Source organism: Caulobacter sp. (genome assembly GCF_039596335.1).
In the GTDB taxonomy this organism is placed as follows: Bacteria; Pseudomonadota; Alphaproteobacteria; order Caulobacterales; family Caulobacteraceae; genus Caulobacter.
This window is the reverse complement of record NZ_JBCNJZ010000001.1, coordinates 578,868-595,782: the sequence shown is the minus strand read 5'-3', so window position 1 is coordinate 595,782 and position 16,915 is coordinate 578,868. Positions and strand designations below refer to the sequence as shown.

Here is a 16,915-nt window from a genome sequence, read left to right as displayed (position 1 = left end):
TGATGGCGGCCAAATCGCTGGAGCCGTTCATGTCTCGCCTATCCTGGATCGCCGCCGCTGGCGCGCTGACCCTGTGCTCTCTGGCCGGGGGCGCGCATGCCGCCGCCCCGCAGTTCAAGAAGACCGCCTGCGCCGCCGACTACAAGGATACCGGCTTGAAGGTCGATTGCGGCGACCTAGTCGTCGACGAGACGCGCGGCGATCCCAAGAGCCGGCGGATCAACGTGGCGGTGGCCATCGTCCGCGCGGCCCAGCCCAAGGGCCTGCCGCCAGTGGTCTATCTGCACGGCGGGCCGGGCGGCTCGGCCGTGGGCAATCTGCCGCGGATGCTGAAGAGCAAGGCTTCGCGCGAGTTCGTCGCCGCCGACCAGGACTGGATCTTCATCGACCAGCGCGGCGGCGGTCAGTCCAAGCCGAACCTGGACTGCCCCGGGACCAACCTGACCGATGCCGGCCCGCCCTCGGACAAGGACGCCGACGGCATCGTGGCCTGCCTGGAGACCTTCCAGAAGCAGGGTGTGAACCTGTCGCGCTACAACGCCGTCGAGGTCGCCCAGGACGTCCAGGACCTGCGCAAGGTGCTGAAGCTGCCGCTGATCGACCTGTTCGGCGGCTCGTACGGCACCCGCATCGAGGCGGCGATCCAGACTCACGCGCCGCAGGGCGTGCGGGCGGTGGTGCAGGACTCGCCCTGGCCGCCCGAAGCTGACTGGACCATCGGGGGTCCGGCCATGGTCTCCAGCTCGATCGACATCGTCATGGCCAAGTGCGCCGTCGTGGCCGAGTGCGCCAAGCGCTATCCCGACTTGAAGGCCCGCCTGGCCACGGTCGCCGAGCGCTGGCTGGCTGGCCCGCAGACCATCGGCGGCAAGATCTACACGGCCGACGACTTGGGCGGCTATCTGATGGACGCCAGCTACTTCACGGCCGGCGTGCTGCCGCGCGACCTCTGGAAGATCATTGAGGGCGATGTCTCGCCGGTGGCCGAGTTCGTCGCCAGCCGCGACTACTACAGCGAGGGCCAGTTCATGACCCACCTGTGCAAGGAAGAGATCCCGTTCGAGGCCCGTGGCGACGTGGTCAAGGGTACGGAGAACGATCCGGTCGCCCGCCTGATGGTGGTGTCGATGCAGCGCATCCACGACGTCTGTAAGGCGATCGACGTGGGGCCGATCTCGAAGGGCGAGCAGGCGCCGGTGAAGACCGCGATCCCGACCCTGTTCCTGGCCGCCGAGATCGATCCGGGCTGCCCGCCGGAGCTGACCCGCGCCGCCGCCAAGGGCTATCAGGGCTCGCAGGTGGTCATCGTCACCAACGCCACCCACGGCGTTTCGCGCGGCAGCCCGTGCGCGCGGGCGATGATCCGGGCCTTCTTCCAGGACCCCACCAGGCCTGTCGACCGCAGTTGCCTGCCGGCCGCCGACACGCCGATGGCGTTTACGTATCAATAGATTTCAGCAACGTAGCTGAACCATTTCCGCCACGAATGGCTTGTAGCAGCGCCGGCTTTCGAGCTGACGCCGCTGCGAGGACCCTTTGACGACGCTTGATCGCCGCGCCGCCCTTCTGCTGATGACGGGCGCCGCCGCCGCGCCCGGACTGGCGCTGGGACAGGGGCGCGCCTTCTCGTTCGAGAGCGTCAAGGCGCGCGCCAAGGCCCTGGCCGGGCGCGCCTATGTCACCCCCCCGCCCCCGCCGCCGCAGGTCCAGGCCATGGACTACGACGCGGCCCAGGCGGTCGGCTTCTATCGCGAGAAGATCCCTCTGTGGGGCGACGACTGGGGGATCGAGCTGTTTCCCCTGAGCCGCGGCGTGCCCAAGACGGTGACCATCCACCTGGTCGAGAACGGCGTGGCCCGGCCGCTGGGCTATGATCCCAGCATGTTCTCGATGCGGGCCGACAGTCCGCTGCGCAGCCTGCCGCCCTCGGCGGGCTTCGCCGGTTTCCGAGCCATGAGCCGCGACGACCGGGGCGAGTGGCTGGTGTTCCACGGCGCGTCCTATTTCCGCTCGCCGGCGCCTTACGGCCAATACGGCTTGTCGGCGCGGGCCATCGCCGCCGACACCTACGCCGTCCAGCCCGAGGAGTTTCCCGACTGGCGCGAGGTCTGGCTGGAGAAGGATGCTCAAGGCCGCCTCGTTATCCACGCCCTGATGGAGAGCGCCGGCATCGTCGGGGCCTATCGCTTCGTCAATGAGCGCGACGGCCTGGCCCTGACCCAGACCGTCGAGGCCGCCGTCTTCTTCCGCCGCGCCTTCGACCAGATGGGCATGGCGCCGCTGACCAGCATGTTCTGGTACGGCGAGGACCGCGCCCAGGCCTCGCCCGACTGGCGGCCCGAGATCCACGACAGCGACGGCCTGGCGATCTGGACGGGCGCCGGCGAGCGCATCTGGCGGCCGCTGAGCAACCCCTCGCGCGTGGTCACCAGCGTCTTCAGCGACGAGAACCCCAAGGGCTTCGGCCTGGTCCAGCGCGACCGCGACTTCGACGACTATCACGACGACCAGGCCCGCTACGAGCGCCGGCCCAGCGTCTGGGTCGAGCCGGTGGGGGCCTGGGGCAAGGGCTCGGTGCGGCTGGTCGAGATTCCGACCCGCAGCGAGACCGATGACAACATCGTCGCCTTCTGGACGCCGGACGCGCCGGTGACGGCGGGCAGCGCCATCGACCTGACCTATCGCCTGCACTGGACCGACGACGCGCCGCCGGCGCCGGATCTGGCCCGCGTGGTCGCCACCCGCACGGGGCGTCCGGGGCAGCCGGGCAAGGCCGCTGTCGTGGAGGGCCGCCGGGTCGCCATTGAGTTCCGCGGCGGCGAGCTGGGCGCCCTGCGCAAGGCCATCGACATTGAGGCCGACGTCACGGCCCGCAACGGCAAGATCCAGGGTCTATCGCACTATCCCGCCGCCCAACACGAGGCGGAAACCGACACGTTGTGGCGGGTCACGTTCGACGTCGCGCCCGATGGCGCGGAACCGGCCGATGTCCGCGTGGTGCTGCGGCAGAAAGGTCGCGCGCTGAGCGAAACCTGGACGGCGCTCGTTTTTCCGGCCCCGGCCGGGAACTAAATCCCGATCCAAAACCTTTCGGCCAGGCTTTCTCCGCATTGCGGAAAGGTCGGGCCGGGGGCTTGAGTGAGTTAGGCGTTCTGTAATGCGAACCGTTTCCTGGCCGGCCGATGCGGTTCCGATGGAATCGCCGATGGCCATGCCGACCCAAGAACTGGGGGCCGCGCCCCCTCGTCCTGTTCTGGATCCCAAGCCGATCGCCGACCGCCTTCTGCGGCGGCGCGCGGGGCTTATCGCCTTCACGATCGTGACCAGCCTGGCCGCGACCCTGGTCATGGCCATGGCCTTCGCGGCCGACCGGTTCATGATCCTGGAGCTGGTCGCCCTGCCGCTGTTCGCGAGCCTTTTCGCCTGGACGGCGTTCTCGTGCGCCTCGTCGGCCGCCGGCTTCGTGGCGATGTGGCGCGAGGGCCGTCACCGCGACACTCAGGGTCCGCTGCCGGTGGTCAAGAGCCGCAACGCCGTGCTGCTGCCGGTCTATAACGAGGCGCCGGCTCCGGTCTTCGCCCGCCTGACGGCGATGCTGGAGTCGCTGCAGACCGTCCGGGCCCTGGATCACTTCGATGTCTTCGTGCTCAGCGACACCCGCGACGCCGAGGTGGCCGCCGAAGAGCGCGAGGCCTATGACCGGCTCTGCGCCCGGTTCGGCGGTCTGGTCCGCATCTACTATCGCCGCCGCGTCGAGAACATCGACCGTAAGGCCGGCAACATCGCTGAGTGGGTGCGCCGCTGGGGCGGGGCCTATGAGCACATGGTGGTGCTGGACGCCGACAGCCTGATGACCGGCGAGTCGCTGGTGCGCCTGGCAGGGGCCATGGAGGCCGCGCCGGGCGTGGGCCTGATCCAGACCGTGCCGGTGATCGTCAACGCCCGCACCCTATTCGCGCGCCTGGAGCAGTTCGCGAGCCGCCTGTACGGCCCGATGTTCGCTCGTGGCCTGGAGTGGTGGAGCGGGGCGGAGTCCAGCTACTGGGGCCACAACGCCATCATCTGCGTGAAGGCCTTCGCCGAGCAGGCCGGCCTGCCGCATCTGCGCGGTCCCAAGCCGTTCGGCGGCGCGATCATGAGCCACGACTTCGTCGAGGCTGCCCTGATGCGCCGCGCTGGCTGGGAAGTGCGCCTGGCCCCCGAGCTGTCGGGCAGCTACGAGGAAAGCCCGCCCAGCCTGATCGACCAGATCGTCCGGGATCGTCGCTGGTGCCAGGGAAACCTGCAGCACATCGCCGTCATCGCCGCCCAGGGCCTGCATCCGCTGAGCCGCTTCCACCTGCTGCGGGGCTTTTCGACCTATCTGACCGCGCCACTGTGGCTGGGCCTGCTGACCGTGGGCCTGCTGCTGGCGGCCTTCCCGACCCTGGCCGGCGGCGCCGCGCACGAGGCCTCGGTGATGGCCGAGGCGCCGATGGGCTGGGTGCTGAGCGCCTCGCTGGCCCTGCTGCTGGCCCCCAAGCTGATGGCCTGGGCCCTGGTGCTACGCAGCGGCCAGGCTCAAGCGTTCGGCGGCGCCGGTCGCGCCCTGGCCGGCGTCGGTCTCGAGACCGTGGTCTCCAGCCTGATTGCGCCGATCGTGCTGTTCGCTCAGACCCGTTCGGTGATCGAGATCCTGACGGGCCGCGACTGCGGCTGGGCCACCCAGCGTCGGGACCTGGACAAGCTGTCGATCCGCGAGGCCCTGCGCGCCCACCGCACCGAGGCGATCTTCGGCCTGGCCCTGGTCATCGTCGGCCTTGTGTTCGCGCCGGGGGCCTTCATCTGGATCGCCCTGCCGGCCCTGGCCCTGACCTTCGCCTTCCTGGTCTCGGCCTGGACGGCGGAAGACGCCGGCGACCTGGGCCTTCTGCTGACCCCGGAAATCCGCCGGCCGCCGCGCCTGCTGGACCGCGCCCTCAAGCTGCGCTCGGCGGCGACCGTCGCCAGCCTGGTGACGCCCGATACGCCGCCGGTGCTGCTGCCCCTGCCGGCCCGTCTGGGCTACGAGGCAGCCTAGCTGGAACCCGTCTCCCCGGCGCAGGCCGGGGAGGGCGGATCCCAAATCTACATCTTGGTCTTCAGCGGCAGCAGGTCGGGATATTCCGCGGCCCGCTTCTCGGCCTTGGCCTTGAACGACTCGGCCATGTGCGGACCCGAGAACATCCCCGTCTGCCAGGTGGCGATGTAATCCAGGCCGTCGGCGATGGTGTGGTCGCGGGCGTAGTTGATCATGACCTTGCTGCCGGCCACGGCCAGCGGCGACTTCTCGGCGATCTCGCGGGCAGTGGCCAGAGCGTGTTCGACCACGGCCTCGTGGGTGTCGAACACCTCGTTGACTAGGCCGATGTCGCGGGCCCGCGCGGCCGGCAGGCGGCGGCCGGTATAGGCGAGCTCGCGCACCCAACCCTCGGGGATCAGCTTGCACAGGCGCGGGAAGGTGCCGACGTCGGCCGTCATCCCGAGGTGGATCTCCTGGATCGTGAAGAAGGCGTCGCTGCTGGCGTAGCGGATGTCGCAGGCGCTGATGAAGTCGACCGCCCCGCCGATGCAGCCGCCTTGGATGGCGGCGATCACCGGCATGCGGGCCTTGTCGAGGCAGGTGAAGGTGTCCTGGAGGTGATGCACAAAGCGGCGGAAGCTCTCGGCGGCGACCCAGCGGTCGGCGTCGGTGCGGGCCGTGACGCCCTCGTCGTCGGTAAAGACCGACAAGTCCATGCCCGCGCTGAAGTGCTTGCCGGTCGAGGAGATGACGATGCAGCGGGCCAGGGCGTTGTCGTCAATATGTTTCACAATTGCGGGAAGCTCATTCCAGAACGGCCGTGTCATAGTGTTCATGGCTTCGGGCCGCTTCAACTGGATGTGCGCGACGCCAGCGTCGATCTCGACCTTGAAACAGCTATAGTCCGACTGGCTCATCCCGGGGCTCCCCAAAAGCAAACTTGTTCTTAGGGGAGAACTATCCGATGGGCGGCGGAAGACCACAACACTGACCCGACGGAAGAGGGTGAAGACATGACCAGCAAGATCTCTGCAGCGCTGGCGATCGCCGCCATGGCGGCCACGACCCTGGCCGCTGCGCCGACGGCGAGCCTGGCGCAATCGCGCGGCCTGGGCGGCCTGTTCGCCTGCGAAGGCTCGGGCGGCAAGCAAGAGGGCGGGGCCCTGATCGGCGCAGCCGCCGGCGCCCTGCTCGGCAACAAGGTGGGCGGCAAGAAGAACAAGACGCTCGGCACCCTGGTCGGCGCGGCCGCCGGCGCGGCGGCGGGTGGCTATATCGGCTGCCGCATGCAGTCGACCGACGCCAACATGGCCGAGCAGGCGACCAAGAAGGCCCTGGAGACGGGCGTGGCCCAGACCTGGTCCAACAGCCGCACCGGCAATTCGGGCCGCATCAGCGTGGTGTCGTCCAGCTACGGCCCGCCGATCGACGGTCGCAGCGTCAACTATGCGCGCGGCGTCCAGAACCTGCCCAGCTATGAGGCCGCCGGCGGCGCCTATGTCGCCGGTTCGACGACCAACCTGCGCGCGGGTCCGTCGACCAAGTCGGCGGTGGTCGGCAAGCTGGCCTCGGGCGAGAGCTTCGACGCCATCGGCCTGGCCCCGGCCGGCGGCTGGGTGCTGGTCGGCCGCAGTGGCCAGGCGATCGGCTATGCCGCCGCCTCGCTGGTGCGCCCCTACGGCCAGCAGGTCGCCAGCTGCCGCGTGATCGACGCCTCGGTCGCCGGCGGCGGCCAGCGCGCCACCAGCCAGCGCTACAGCGCCTGCAAGGACAATCGCGGCGAGTGGCAGGTCACCCGGGCCTAGAGGTTCACCACCTCGCACTTCAGGGTCTGGCGGATGCGATCCGCCACGATCTGCCGATGACAGCAGTTCGGGTCGTCCTCGTAGCAAAGGAGGGCGACCCGTTTTGTTTTGGCCAGCTCCGTCGCCTGGGCCAGAGCCAGCTGAGTCTCGGGCTCCTCGAGATGGGCGTTGAAGATGGCTCGCATCTCGTCGGTCCGCCCCGCCCGGGCGGCGTCGCGGCCGGCCTTGGGCGTGCCCAGCGGCCGCAGGTGCGCATAGTCGATGCCCTCGGCCTTGAGGCTCTCGCCCAGCAGGGTCTTGGAAAAGCCGGCCTTGCGCGACGAGGCCACCGCGCGGACATCCACCACCAACTGCACGTCGGCGGCTTTCAGCCGGCCGATCATGCCGCCTTGCGTGTCGGTCTCGTAGCCGATCGTGGCCAGCCTATTCATTTCCCTGAGCTCCATGGACGCGGCGTCCGCGCGAGCCTACCTTAACGCTCAATGATCTCCAGGGAGCCTCAAGCCATGGACGCGGCCGTCTTTCGCGAACCCCGCAAGCGCGCCGTGGCCGTTCCCGGCGGCGAGATCGCGGGCCTGGAGTTCGGCCCGCTGGACCGGCCCATCGATATCATCTTCGTCCACGCCAACGGCTTCAACGCCCAGACCTATCGCGTGCTGCTGTCGCCCCTGGCGGCGGGTCTGCGCATCCTGGCCATCGACCAGCGCGGCCATGGCGGCACTACCCTGCCGGCACTCCCGGACGGTCGCCGCTCGTGGCGCGATCTGCGCGATGACCTGACCAACCTGCTGGACGTCCTGGATGGTCCGCCGGTGGTGCTGGCCGGCCACTCGATGGGCGGCACGGTCAGCCTGCTGGCCGCCGCCGCGCGGCCCGAGCGGGTCAAGGGCCTCGTTTTGCTGGATCCGGTGATCATGCCGTGGCTGGCCACCCTCTACGCCAAGGCGCCGTGGACCTCGGGCCGGCTGTGGAAGCACATGCCGCTGGTCCAGGCGGCCCTGCGCCGCCGGGCGGTGTTCGACAGCCGCGAGGCCGCCTTCGCCGGCTACAAGGGCCGCGGCGCGTTCAAGACCTGGCCCGAGACCATGCTGGCCGACTATGTCGCCGGCGGCTTCGTGGAGCATAAAGACGGCAAGGTCGAGCTGGCCTGCGCCCCCGCGTGGGAGGCCTCCAACTACGCCGCCCAGGCCCACGACCCGTGGCGGGCTGTGCGCCAGGTCAAGGCCCCGGTGCGGATCCTCAAAGCCGAGAAGCACTCCACCTGCCGCACTGGCGACGGCTTCGCGCGACGGGGCCGGGACGTGAAGATCGAGACCATCGAAGGCACGACCCACTTCCTGCCGATGGAGCGCCCGGACGTGGTCCGCGACGCCCTGTTCGACATGGCGACGGCCTAGAGCGCCAGCCCTTCCACCTCGTGCTCCGCTAGGGCCACGCGCGCCGCGTCGCTGACCGGCACGACCTTGCGCGCGTCGAGGTCGAAGGTGATGGCCACCGCCTCCGACGTGCCCCAGGGCTGGCCGGTGGCGGGATCCAGCATCCAGTGGACGACGCGCATGGTGCGGGCGTCGGTCCCCAGCAGGCCAGAGCGGATGTCGACCCGGTCGCCGGCGCAGGGCCAGGCCAGATAGGCGATGCGGTACTCCAGCACGGCCCCGCCCATGCGACCCGGCTTCTGCTCGGCGTGCTCGACCACGACGTCGCGGAACGGGTGGATGAAGGCGCCGATGCCGTCGGACACCCGGCCGATGAACTGCTCTGCCCGCATCCGTCCGTAGACGTCGCAATCGGAGGGCAGGAGGCCGCCCAGGCCGATGCGGCTCAGCGCCATGGCTTCGGCGCGGGCCAGGCTGGCGGTTGGCTGGAACGGCGACAGCGTCAGCCCGCGCGCCTGGGCCTTTTCTGGAATCTCGACCTTCAGGGCCTCGGCGCGGTCGCGCACGGCCTGCGACCACGGGAAGACCTGGCCCTCGCGCGGCGTGGCATGCACCACGGTGGTCTGGAAGGTGGCGGCCAGCTCGCCGGTGTTGGAGTGGACCAGCAGCTGGAGAATGCGCGCGTCGCTCTCGCCGATCTCGATCACCCCGCCCAGCATGTGCAGCGGCGCGCCGGCATGGGCCTCGCGCAGAAAGCGGATGTGATGCTCGCGCACCAGCAGTGTGGCGTTGGCGTGGGGCGAGAAGGCGTTGGGCAGGCCCAGCTCGGCGGCCATGCCGACCAGCCCCTCCATGGCGCGCACGACATAGTGGCGCACATTCATGTGCCCCATTTCGTCACAGTCCCAGGTGTTCACCCCGCCGCGCCAGATCTCGACGCCGGGAAGAGCCTCAGCGGACGTCATGGCGCGGCGTCCTTTCAGCAAGAATGGCGCGCCAGATCTCGACGCCAGGAAGCGGCTCTGCGGTCGTCATGGCGTCTCTCGGCGAACAAGGGTGGGCAAAGACTAGCGGGCTTCGCGCGCGCTCCGCAATCGGCGGACGACCATTGATCTGCGCCGTGACAACCCATTCGGGCGAGGCGGAATGTCGCATCCCAGGGGTTGTCTTTTTTACCCTAATTTAAGGACGAAAACCCAGCCTAGTGCGAAGAATTCGGGCTGCTGATTTCGCAATTCGTATTCCGGAGGGGGAGACTAGTTGTGAGTCTGGATAACGACATTGTCGTGCGCTTCCAGGAAAGCGTGACGATATCGAATATTTCCGTCGCCCACGACCTGATCATGTCTGACATGAGCGGCGAGCGTGATGTGAATGTCGACTTGTCGTCACTGGGCGACGTCGACCTGACCTTCGTACAACTCATCGAGTCGGCGCGACGCGCGGCGGAAGAACGTGGCCGGACGATCCGGTTGCTTCAGCCGGCGCAGGGCGCGCTGCTCCAAGTCCTGCAACGGGGCGGCTTCCTGGATCCTGAGGACCAGACGCGCTCGGACTTCTGGCTTCAAGGGACCAGCGCACAATGACCGCGATCCTCACCGTCGACGACTCGGCCAGCATCCGCGCCGCCATCAAGATCGCCCTGAGCGGCGAAGGCTACGCCGTCACCGAGGCGGCCAACGGCTCCGAAGGCCTGGACAAGGCCTCGGCCGGCGGCTTCGACCTGATCATCACCGACCTGAACATGCCGGTCATGAACGGCCTGGAGATGATCCGCGCCCTGCGCCAGCGCCCCGCCGGCGCGGGCGTGCCGATCATCTTCCTGACTACCGAGTCCGACGCCGACGTGAAGGCGCAAGCCAAGGCCGCCGGCGCCACCGGCTGGCTGACCAAGCCGTTCGAGCCCGACCAGCTGGTGCGGGTCGTCGCCAAGGTTCTTGCCAAGTGAGCGGTCTCGATCCCATCGAGACCTTCCGCCAGGAGGCCCAGGAACTGCTGGAGCAGGTCGAGCAGGGTCTGCTGGATCTGGCGCGGCGTCCGGGGGATCGGGCCCTGGTCGACGCCGTGTTCCGCGGCCTGCACACCTTGAAGGGCTCAGGGGCCATGTTCGGCTTCGACGCCCTGGCCGCCTTCACCCACCACTGCGAGACCGCCTTCGACCGCGTGCGCAAGGGCGAGGTTCCCGCATCGCCCGCCCTGGTCGCCGCCGTCCTGGCCGCCCAGGACCATATGCGCGCCCTGGCCGAGGGGCGTCCCGTCGCCGCCGGTGTGGGCGAGGCCCTGCTGGCCGACCTGCAGGCCGCCGTCGACGGCGCGCCGGCGCCGCAAGCCGCGCCCGCCGCCCCGGCGCTCAACACCTTCAAGATCCGCTTCAGCCTGCCGGCCGACGCCCTGGTCAACGGGGCGCGACCGCTGCCGCTGCTGGACGAGTTGCGCGACCTGGGTGAGGCCCGGGTCCGCGCCATCACCGAAGCCGTGCCGTCGCTGGCCGAGCTGGTCCCCACTGAATGCCACCTGGCCTGGGAGGTCCTGCTGACCACCCCGCACGGCCGCGACGCCATCGACGACGTCTTCATCTTCGTGATCGACGAGATGACCCTGGAGGTCGAGGACCTGACCCCGACCGCCGAGGCCGTGGTCGAAGCGGTCGTCGAGGCCCCTGTCGTCGTCGAGGCCGCCGCTGCGCCGGCTCCCGTCGCGGCTCCGGAACCCGCCAACGAAGGCGCCAAGGCCGCCAAGTCCGGCGACACCGTGCGCGTCCCGGCCGAGCGCCTGGACGGCATGATGGATCGCGTCGGCGAGCTGGTCATCGCCCAGTCGCGCCTGAAGCAGCTGGCCAACGCCAGCAGCGACATCGCCCTGCGCGCCGTGGCCGAGGAGATCGAACGTCTGGCCGCCGAGATGCGCGACACCATGATGGTCGTGCGCATGGTGCCGATCCAGCAGCTGTTCGGCCGCTTCCGCCGCCTGGTCCACGACCTGGAGCGCGACACCGGCAAGCGCATCGAAATGACCACCGAGGGCGAGAGCACCGAGCTGGACAAGACGGTGATCGAGCGCCTGGCCGATCCGCTGATCCACCTGATCCGCAACGCCGCCGACCATGGTCTCGAAACCGCCGAGCAGCGCGCGGCCGCGGGCAAGCCTGAAGCTGGCCGCATCCACCTGGCCGCCCGTCAGTCGGGCGCCGAGGTGGTGATCACCATCACCGACGACGGCCGCGGCGTGGATCGCGACCGCGTGCGCGCCAAGGCCGAGGAGAACGGCCTGATCGTTGCGGGCCAGGCCCTGAGCGACGCCGAGCTGCTGCAGCTGATCTTCGCCCCCGGCTTCTCGACCGCGGCGGCGATCACCAACCTGTCGGGGCGCGGCGTCGGCATGGACGTCGTCAAGAAGACCATAGAGGGCCTGCGCGGCTCGCTGGATATCACCAGCACGCCGGGCGAAGGCTCGGTGATCGCGCTGCGCATCCCGCTGACCCTGGCCATCATCGACGGCCTGCTGGTCCGCGTCGGGACCGGCCGCTACGTGATCCCGCTGTCCTCGGTCGAGGAATGTGTCGAACTGACCCCGGCCCAGGACCTGCGCTCCACCGGCCGCAACCTGATCACCCTGCGCGACGAGCTGGTGCCGTTCATCCGCTTGCGCGATCAGTTCGTGACGGGCACCCCCGCCGATCCGCATCAGAAGATCGTGGTGGTCTCGACCGGCCAGGAGCGCGTCGGCCTCGTCGTCGACCAGATCCTGGGCGACCACCAGACGGTCATCAAGCCGCTGTCCAGCTTCCACGCCGATGTCGGCGCCTTCTCGGGCGCGACGATCCTGGGCGACGGCGGCGTGGCCCTGATCCTCGACATCGCCGCCCTGGTTGGCCTCGGCCAGCGCCAAGACGCGCTGCTGCGCACGGCCGGGTGAGGGGGAGCATCATGAGCACTATTCAAGCCCTTACCTTCGACCTGCAAGGCGAAACCTTCGCGCTGGAGGCCGGCCTCGTGCGCGAGGTCCTGGACCTGCTGCCCGAGACCGCCGTGCCCGGCGCGCCGTCGTTCGTGGGCGCGGTCATCAACTTCCGCGGCCGCGTGATCCCGCTGGTCGACCTGCGCCTGGCCTTCGACATGGCGCCGTCGGCCACCGGGATCGACAGCCGCATCGTGGTCATCGAGCACCCGCTGGACGGCGAGCCGGCCCTGATCGGCCTGCGCGCCGACAAGGTGCACGAGGTCACCGACATCGCCGCCGACGACACCGAGGACGCCCCGCGCGTGGGTCTTCGTTGGCGGACCGACTTTATCCGTCGCCTGGTCCGGCGCGACGGCGACGTGATCGTGCTGCCGGACCTCGACCAGATCTTCACATCTCGGGGCCGCACGGCCTCGGTCACCCCCCTTTCACCGAACCGTTGAACGGCCGGAGTTTCCCATGCGACTGACCATCAAGCTTCAGCTTGCCCTGGCGTTCGGCGTCGTCATCGTCCTGATGATGATCGGCAACGCGTTCGGCATCAGCAGCCTCTCCAACACCAACAAGGCCATGAACGAGATGGTTCAGGGCCCGGCCACCCGTCTGGAGATGGCCCAGCAGCTGAACATCCACCTGCTGAACGTCGTCCGTTCCGAGAAGAACATGATCCTGGTCTCGACCCCCGCCGAGGTCGAGAAGCTGGACGCCGCCGTCGTCAAGGAGCGCAAGGCGTTTGAAGCCCTGCTGGCCAAGGCCGAAAGCATGGCGACCGCCGAGGGCAAGCCCAAGTGGCAGGCCCTGGACGCGTCCTGGGAGCAGCTGATCGAGGTGCACGGCCGCGTGCGCGAGCTGGCCGCCGTCAATGACGACGTCGCCGCCACCGCCCTGTCGATGGGTGACGGCCGCAAGGCGGTCACCGAGGCCGGCGAGCGCGTCCAGGAACTGGTCGATCTGTCGAAGTCGCAGCTGGAGGCCGCGACGGCCAAGGGCGACGCCGACTTCGCCGCCACCCGCAACCTGCTGCTGGGCCTGTCGGTCCTGTCGCTGGTCGGCGCGGCCGTGGCCGGGATCTACATCTCGCTGACCGTCAGCAAGGGTTTGAACCGCGCACAAGAGGCCGTGAAGACCGTCGCCGAGGGTGACCTGACCAAGTCTGTCGACATCACCACCAAGGACGAGATCGGCGACCTGCTGGGTCACGTGAACATCATGATCGAGCGCCTGCGCGGCGTGGTCGCCGACGCCATCACGGCCTCGGAAAACGTCTCGGCCGGCAGCCAGGAGCTTTCGGCCACCGCCGAGCAGATGAGCCAGGGCGCCACCGAGCAGGCCTCGGCCGCCGAACAGGCCTCGGCCTCGATGGAAGAGATGGCCGCCAACATCAAGCAGAACGCCGACAACGCCACCCAGACTGAGAAGATCGCCCGCCAGTCGGCGATCGACGCGGAAACCTCGGGCAAGGCCGTCGCCAAGGCCGTCGACGCGATGCAGACCATCGCCGAGAAGATCACCATCGTGCAGGAGATCGCTCGCCAGACCGACCTCCTGGCCCTGAACGCGGCCGTCGAGGCCGCCCGGGCCGGCGAGCATGGCCGCGGCTTCGCGGTGGTCGCCTCGGAAGTGCGCAAGCTGGCCGAACGCAGCCAGACGGCCGCCGCCGAGATCAGCGCGGTCTCGACCGATACCGTCAAGGCCGCCCAGTCGGCTGGCGAGATGCTGACCAGCCTGGTGCCGGACATCCGCAAGACCGCCGAGCTGGTCGCCGAGATCAGCGCCGCCTGCCGCGAGCAGGACATCGGCTCCTCGCAGATCAACGAAGCCATCCAGCAACTCGACAAGGTCACCCAGCAGAACGCCAGCGCCTCGGAAGAGATGTCGGCGACCTCGGAAGAGCTGGCCGCCCAGGCCGAGGAGCTGCAAGCCTCGATCGCCTACTTCCGCACCGACGAGGGCGGCAGCCGCCCGCGTCCGGCAGCCCGTCCCGCCGCCAAGCGTCCGTCCGCTTCGGCCTCGGCCGGCGCGCCGGCTCGCAAGGCCCCGGCCAAGTCCGCCTCGCGCGGCGTGGCCGCCCAGCAGGCTCGCGCCGCCGGCTTCGCCCTGGACCTGACCAGCGGCGGCCCGGACGCCGACGACGCCGACTTCAAGGCCTACGGCTCTTGAGCCGCCCGGGCGATAAGAAGGGGGCCGAGAGCCAGTTCGTGACCCTCGGCCTCGGGGCCGAGGTGTTCGCGGTCCCGGTCGCCTATGTTCGGGAAATCCTCGACTACGCCGCCCCGTTCGCCATCCCCGACGGTCCCGCCTATCTGCTGGGCCTGACGGATGTGCGCGGACGCGGGACGCCGACCCTGGACCTGCGCCGCAAGCTGGGCCTGCCGCCGGTTCCTCCCGGTCCGGCCACCCGCATCCTGGTGGTCGATGTCCCGACCGAAGGGCGGACCCTGTCGCTGGGCCTGGTCGCCGACCGCGTCATCGAGGTCGCCGCCTTCGCCGAGACCCAGGTCGAGGCCGCGCCAGACATCGGCGTGCCGTGGCGCTCCGAATACATCCGCGGCGTCGTTCGGCGCGACGCTTCTTCTGGGGGCGGGGGCTTCGTGGTCATCTTCGATCTGGCCCGTCTGCTGACCAGCCAGGACGCCGCCTTCCTTGCCCAAGCGGCCTAGTTCGGTCGCCTAGCTTCGATCCAGAAGGATCCCTCGTGTCGCAAGCCGCCATGGCGGTCCAGAGCTCGGCCCAGATGGGGCCGGCCCTGGGCGAGCCGCTCAGCCTTCGGAATTTCGGCCGCCTGGCCGAGTTCATCCACGCCTACAGCGGCATCAAGATGCCGGCCGGCAAGCACACGATGCTGGAGGGGCGCCTGCGCCGCCGCATGCGGGCCAACGGCTACAGCCAGGTCAACGACTACTGCCGCTTCCTGTTCGACGAGGGCGGGCTGGAGAGCGAGAGCGTCCACCTGATCGACGCGGTCACCACCAACAAGACCGACTTCTTTCGTGAGCCGATCCACTTCGACCATCTGCGCAACACGGTGCTGCCCAAGCTGGCGGCCAGCGGGCGTGGGCGGATCAAGGTCTGGAGCGCGGCCTGCTCGACCGGGGCCGAGCCCTACACTCTGGCCATGGTGATGGACGAGTTCTGCGGCCAGGGCCGCAATCTCGACTATTCGATCCTGGCCACCGACATCTGCACCGAGGTGCTGAAGCAGGCCGTGGCTGGACGCTTCCCCGAGCCGATGATCGAGCCGATCTCGCAGGAGCGCCGCCGCCGCTATGTGCTGGCCGCCCGCGATCCCCGCGCCCGCGAGGTCCGTATCGCGCCGGCCCTGCGCAGCAAGGTGTCCTTCGCCCGCCTGAACCTGATGGATGCGACCTATCCGGTGGATCGCGACATGGACGTCGTCTTCTGCCGCAACATCCTGATCTATTTCGACAAGCCGACCCAGGCCAAGGTCCTCAGCAGCCTGTGTGACCACCTGCGGCCGGGCGGCTTCCTGTTCCTGGGGCACTCGGAATCGGCCGCCGGCGTCGACCTGCCCGTGCGCCAAGTGGCCAATACGGTCTTCCAGAAGGTCGCGGTATGACGCGTAAGATCCGTGTGCTGATCGTCGATGACTCCGCCACCGTGCGCCAGACCCTGGCCGAGGTGCTGGAGTCCGATCCGCAGATCGAGGTGATCGGCGTCGCGTCCGACCCGTTCCAGGCTGCTCGCCGCATCCGCGAGGAAATCCCCGACGTCATCACCCTGGACGTCGAGATGCCGCGCATGGACGGCGTCACCTTCCTGCGCAAGCTGATGGCCCAGCACCCGGTGCCGGTGGTCATGTGCTCGTCGCTGGTCGAGGCCGGCTCGGAAACCCTTTTGCAGGCCCTGGAGGCCGGCGCGGTCGATATCGTGGTCAAGCCGCGCATGGGCGTGGCCGAGCATCTGCTGGAGTCGCGTATCCGCATCTGCGACGCCGTGAAGGCCGCCGCCAGCGCCCGGGTCTCCGGCGCGCGCCGTCCGCCGGTCTCCGTCCGCGCGATCCACGAGCCCGAGAAGAAGCTGACCGCCGACGCCATGCTGCCGCCGCCGGTCAAGTCCGCGATGGCCCGAACCACCGAGACCATCGTCTGCATCGGCGCCTCGACCGGCGGCACCGAGGCCCTGCGCACCGTGCTGGAAGGCCTGCGCCCGGACTCGCCCGGCATCGTCATCGTCCAGCACATGCCCGAGAAGTTCACCGCCTCGTTCGCCAAGCGGCTGGACAGCCTGTGCGCGGTCTCGGTCAAGGAGGCCGAAGACGGCGACACCGTGCTGCGCGGCCGGGTGCTGATCGCGCCGGGCAACAAGCACACGATCTTGGAACGCAGCGGCGCCCGCTACTACGTCACCGTCAAGGACGGCCCGCTGGTCACCCGCCATCGGCCGTCGGTGGACGTCCTATTCCGCTCGGCCGCGCGTTCGGCCGGCTCCAATGCGGTGGGCGTGATCATGACCGGCATGGGCGACGACGGCGCGCGCGGCCTGGAAGAGATGAAACAGGCCGGCGCCTTCACCATCGCCCAGGACGAGGCGACCTCGGTCGTCTTCGGCATGCCCAAGGAGGCCATCGCCCGCGGCTGCGTGGATCGTGTCGCTCCGCTGGGAGCTCTGACCGCCGAGATCATGCGCGCGGCGACGCGCTGAGGGGCCGAAACTCGCCCTTCGACAAGCTCAGGGTGAGGTTTCTACTCGACCGTTTGCATTCGTCCTCACCC

The 16,915-nt window shown here is 69.2% G+C and carries 16 protein-coding genes; 13 read left to right on the top strand and 3 right to left on the bottom strand.

From position 1 onward, the window contains the following. Positions 1-29: 29 nt before the first annotated feature. From ABDW31_RS02950 to mdoH, 3 genes are all read left to right on the top strand, one after another. Positions 30-1,451: an alpha/beta hydrolase gene (locus ABDW31_RS02950; protein ID WP_184716197.1), complete on the top strand. Its 1,422-nt coding sequence runs from the start codon at positions 30-32 to the stop codon at positions 1,449-1,451. An 85-nt stretch (positions 1,452-1,536) separates the two neighbouring features. Next, positions 1,537-3,072, top strand: a complete 1,536-nt coding sequence (locus ABDW31_RS02945) for a glucan biosynthesis protein D (RefSeq protein WP_184716199.1) — start codon at positions 1,537-1,539, stop codon at positions 3,070-3,072. 85 nt (positions 3,073-3,157) lie between these two features. Further along, positions 3,158-5,059, top strand: a complete 1,902-nt coding sequence (gene mdoH / locus ABDW31_RS02940) for a glucans biosynthesis glucosyltransferase MdoH (RefSeq protein WP_343698281.1) — start codon at positions 3,158-3,160, stop codon at positions 5,057-5,059. Between the two features lie 47 nt (positions 5,060-5,106). Here mdoH and ABDW31_RS02935 read toward each other — a convergent pair whose 3' ends face one another. Continuing rightward, positions 5,107-5,958, bottom strand: coding sequence for a crotonase/enoyl-CoA hydratase family protein (locus tag ABDW31_RS02935; RefSeq protein ID WP_184716203.1), 852 nt, complete (start codon positions 5,956-5,958; stop codon positions 5,107-5,109). 96 nt (positions 5,959-6,054) lie between these two features. Here ABDW31_RS02935 and ABDW31_RS02930 point away from each other — a divergent pair, with 96 nt between their 5' ends. Further along, a complete protein-coding gene (locus ABDW31_RS02930; protein ID WP_184716205.1) occupies positions 6,055-6,846 on the top strand; it encodes an SH3 domain-containing protein in 792 nt (263 codons plus the stop codon). On the opposite strand, the gene ABDW31_RS02925 is transcribed toward ABDW31_RS02930, so the two are convergent. After that, on the bottom strand, positions 6,843-7,277 hold the full coding sequence (locus ABDW31_RS02925) for a DUF488 domain-containing protein (RefSeq protein WP_184716206.1): 435 nt from the start codon (positions 7,275-7,277) through the stop codon (positions 6,843-6,845). The genes ABDW31_RS02930 and ABDW31_RS02925 overlap by 4 nt on opposite strands. A gap of 75 nt (positions 7,278-7,352) precedes the next feature. Here ABDW31_RS02925 and ABDW31_RS02920 point away from each other — a divergent pair, with 75 nt between their 5' ends. Beyond that, on the top strand, positions 7,353-8,243 hold the full coding sequence (locus tag ABDW31_RS02920) for an alpha/beta hydrolase (protein ID WP_184716208.1): 891 nt from the start codon (positions 7,353-7,355) through the stop codon (positions 8,241-8,243). On the opposite strand, the gene ABDW31_RS02915 is transcribed toward ABDW31_RS02920, so the two are convergent. After that, positions 8,240-9,187, bottom strand: coding sequence for a thioesterase family protein (locus ABDW31_RS02915; RefSeq protein WP_184716210.1), 948 nt, complete (start codon positions 9,185-9,187; stop codon positions 8,240-8,242). The two genes, ABDW31_RS02920 and ABDW31_RS02915, sit on opposite strands and share 4 nt — an antisense overlap. 297 nt (positions 9,188-9,484) lie before the next feature. On the opposite strand from ABDW31_RS02915, the gene ABDW31_RS02910 reads away from it, so the two are divergent. From ABDW31_RS02910 to ABDW31_RS02875, 8 genes are read left to right on the top strand one after another with little or no spacing between them, the layout of a single operon-like run. Beyond that, a complete protein-coding gene (locus ABDW31_RS02910; RefSeq protein ID WP_184716212.1) occupies positions 9,485-9,808 on the top strand; it encodes an STAS domain-containing protein in 324 nt (107 codons plus the stop codon). After that, positions 9,805-10,170: a response regulator gene (locus ABDW31_RS02905; protein ID WP_184716214.1), complete on the top strand. Its 366-nt coding sequence runs from the start codon at positions 9,805-9,807 to the stop codon at positions 10,168-10,170. The genes ABDW31_RS02910 and ABDW31_RS02905 overlap by 4 nt, the downstream gene beginning before the upstream one ends. Then, positions 10,167-12,137 (top strand): chemotaxis protein CheA, encoded by a 1,971-nt coding sequence (locus ABDW31_RS02900; RefSeq protein ID WP_184716216.1) that lies wholly within the window; start codon positions 10,167-10,169, stop codon positions 12,135-12,137. Before ABDW31_RS02905 ends, ABDW31_RS02900 begins: the two co-directional genes overlap by 4 nt. Positions 12,138-12,148: 11 nt before the next feature. Then, on the top strand, positions 12,149-12,625 hold the full coding sequence (locus ABDW31_RS02895) for a chemotaxis protein CheW (protein WP_184716218.1): 477 nt from the start codon (positions 12,149-12,151) through the stop codon (positions 12,623-12,625). 16 nt (positions 12,626-12,641) lie between these two features. After that, positions 12,642-14,342, top strand: coding sequence for a methyl-accepting chemotaxis protein (locus tag ABDW31_RS02890; RefSeq protein ID WP_184716220.1), 1,701 nt, complete (start codon positions 12,642-12,644; stop codon positions 14,340-14,342). Between the two features lie 38 nt (positions 14,343-14,380). Further along, the gene (locus ABDW31_RS02885) at positions 14,381-14,842 is read left to right on the top strand and encodes a chemotaxis protein CheW (protein WP_343698280.1); all 462 of its coding nucleotides are present in this window, start codon (positions 14,381-14,383) and stop codon (positions 14,840-14,842) included. 35 nt (positions 14,843-14,877) lie between these two features. Continuing rightward, entirely contained in the window at positions 14,878-15,759 is an 882-nt protein-coding gene (locus tag ABDW31_RS02880; protein ID WP_343698279.1) for a CheR family methyltransferase, read from the top strand. Further along, on the top strand, positions 15,756-16,844 hold the full coding sequence (locus ABDW31_RS02875; protein WP_184716224.1) for a chemotaxis response regulator protein-glutamate methylesterase: 1,089 nt from the start codon (positions 15,756-15,758) through the stop codon (positions 16,842-16,844). Before ABDW31_RS02880 ends, ABDW31_RS02875 begins: the two co-directional genes overlap by 4 nt. Positions 16,845-16,915 lie beyond the last annotated feature (71 nt).

Coding starts and splice junctions, on each gene's coding strand:
- ABDW31_RS02950 (WP_184716197.1), top strand. CDS start 30: ATGTCTCGCCTATCCTGGATCGCCGCCGCTGGCGCGCTGACCCTGTGC.
- mdoH (WP_343698281.1), top strand. CDS start 3,158: ATGCGAACCGTTTCCTGGCCGGCCGATGCGGTTCCGATGGAATCGCCG.
- ABDW31_RS02935 (WP_184716203.1), bottom strand. CDS start 5,958: ATGAGCCAGTCGGACTATAGCTGTTTCAAGGTCGAGATCGACGCTGGC.
- ABDW31_RS02930 (WP_184716205.1), top strand. CDS start 6,055: ATGACCAGCAAGATCTCTGCAGCGCTGGCGATCGCCGCCATGGCGGCC.
- ABDW31_RS02925 (WP_184716206.1), bottom strand. CDS start 7,277: ATGAATAGGCTGGCCACGATCGGCTACGAGACCGACACGCAAGGCGGC.
- ABDW31_RS02920 (WP_184716208.1), top strand. CDS start 7,353: ATGGACGCGGCCGTCTTTCGCGAACCCCGCAAGCGCGCCGTGGCCGTT.
- ABDW31_RS02915 (WP_184716210.1), bottom strand. CDS start 9,187: ATGACGTCCGCTGAGGCTCTTCCCGGCGTCGAGATCTGGCGCGGCGGG.
- ABDW31_RS02905 (WP_184716214.1), top strand. CDS start 9,805: ATGACCGCGATCCTCACCGTCGACGACTCGGCCAGCATCCGCGCCGCC.
- ABDW31_RS02895 (WP_184716218.1), top strand. CDS start 12,149: ATGAGCACTATTCAAGCCCTTACCTTCGACCTGCAAGGCGAAACCTTC.
- ABDW31_RS02890 (WP_184716220.1), top strand. CDS start 12,642: ATGCGACTGACCATCAAGCTTCAGCTTGCCCTGGCGTTCGGCGTCGTC.
- ABDW31_RS02875 (WP_184716224.1), top strand. CDS start 15,756: ATGACGCGTAAGATCCGTGTGCTGATCGTCGATGACTCCGCCACCGTG.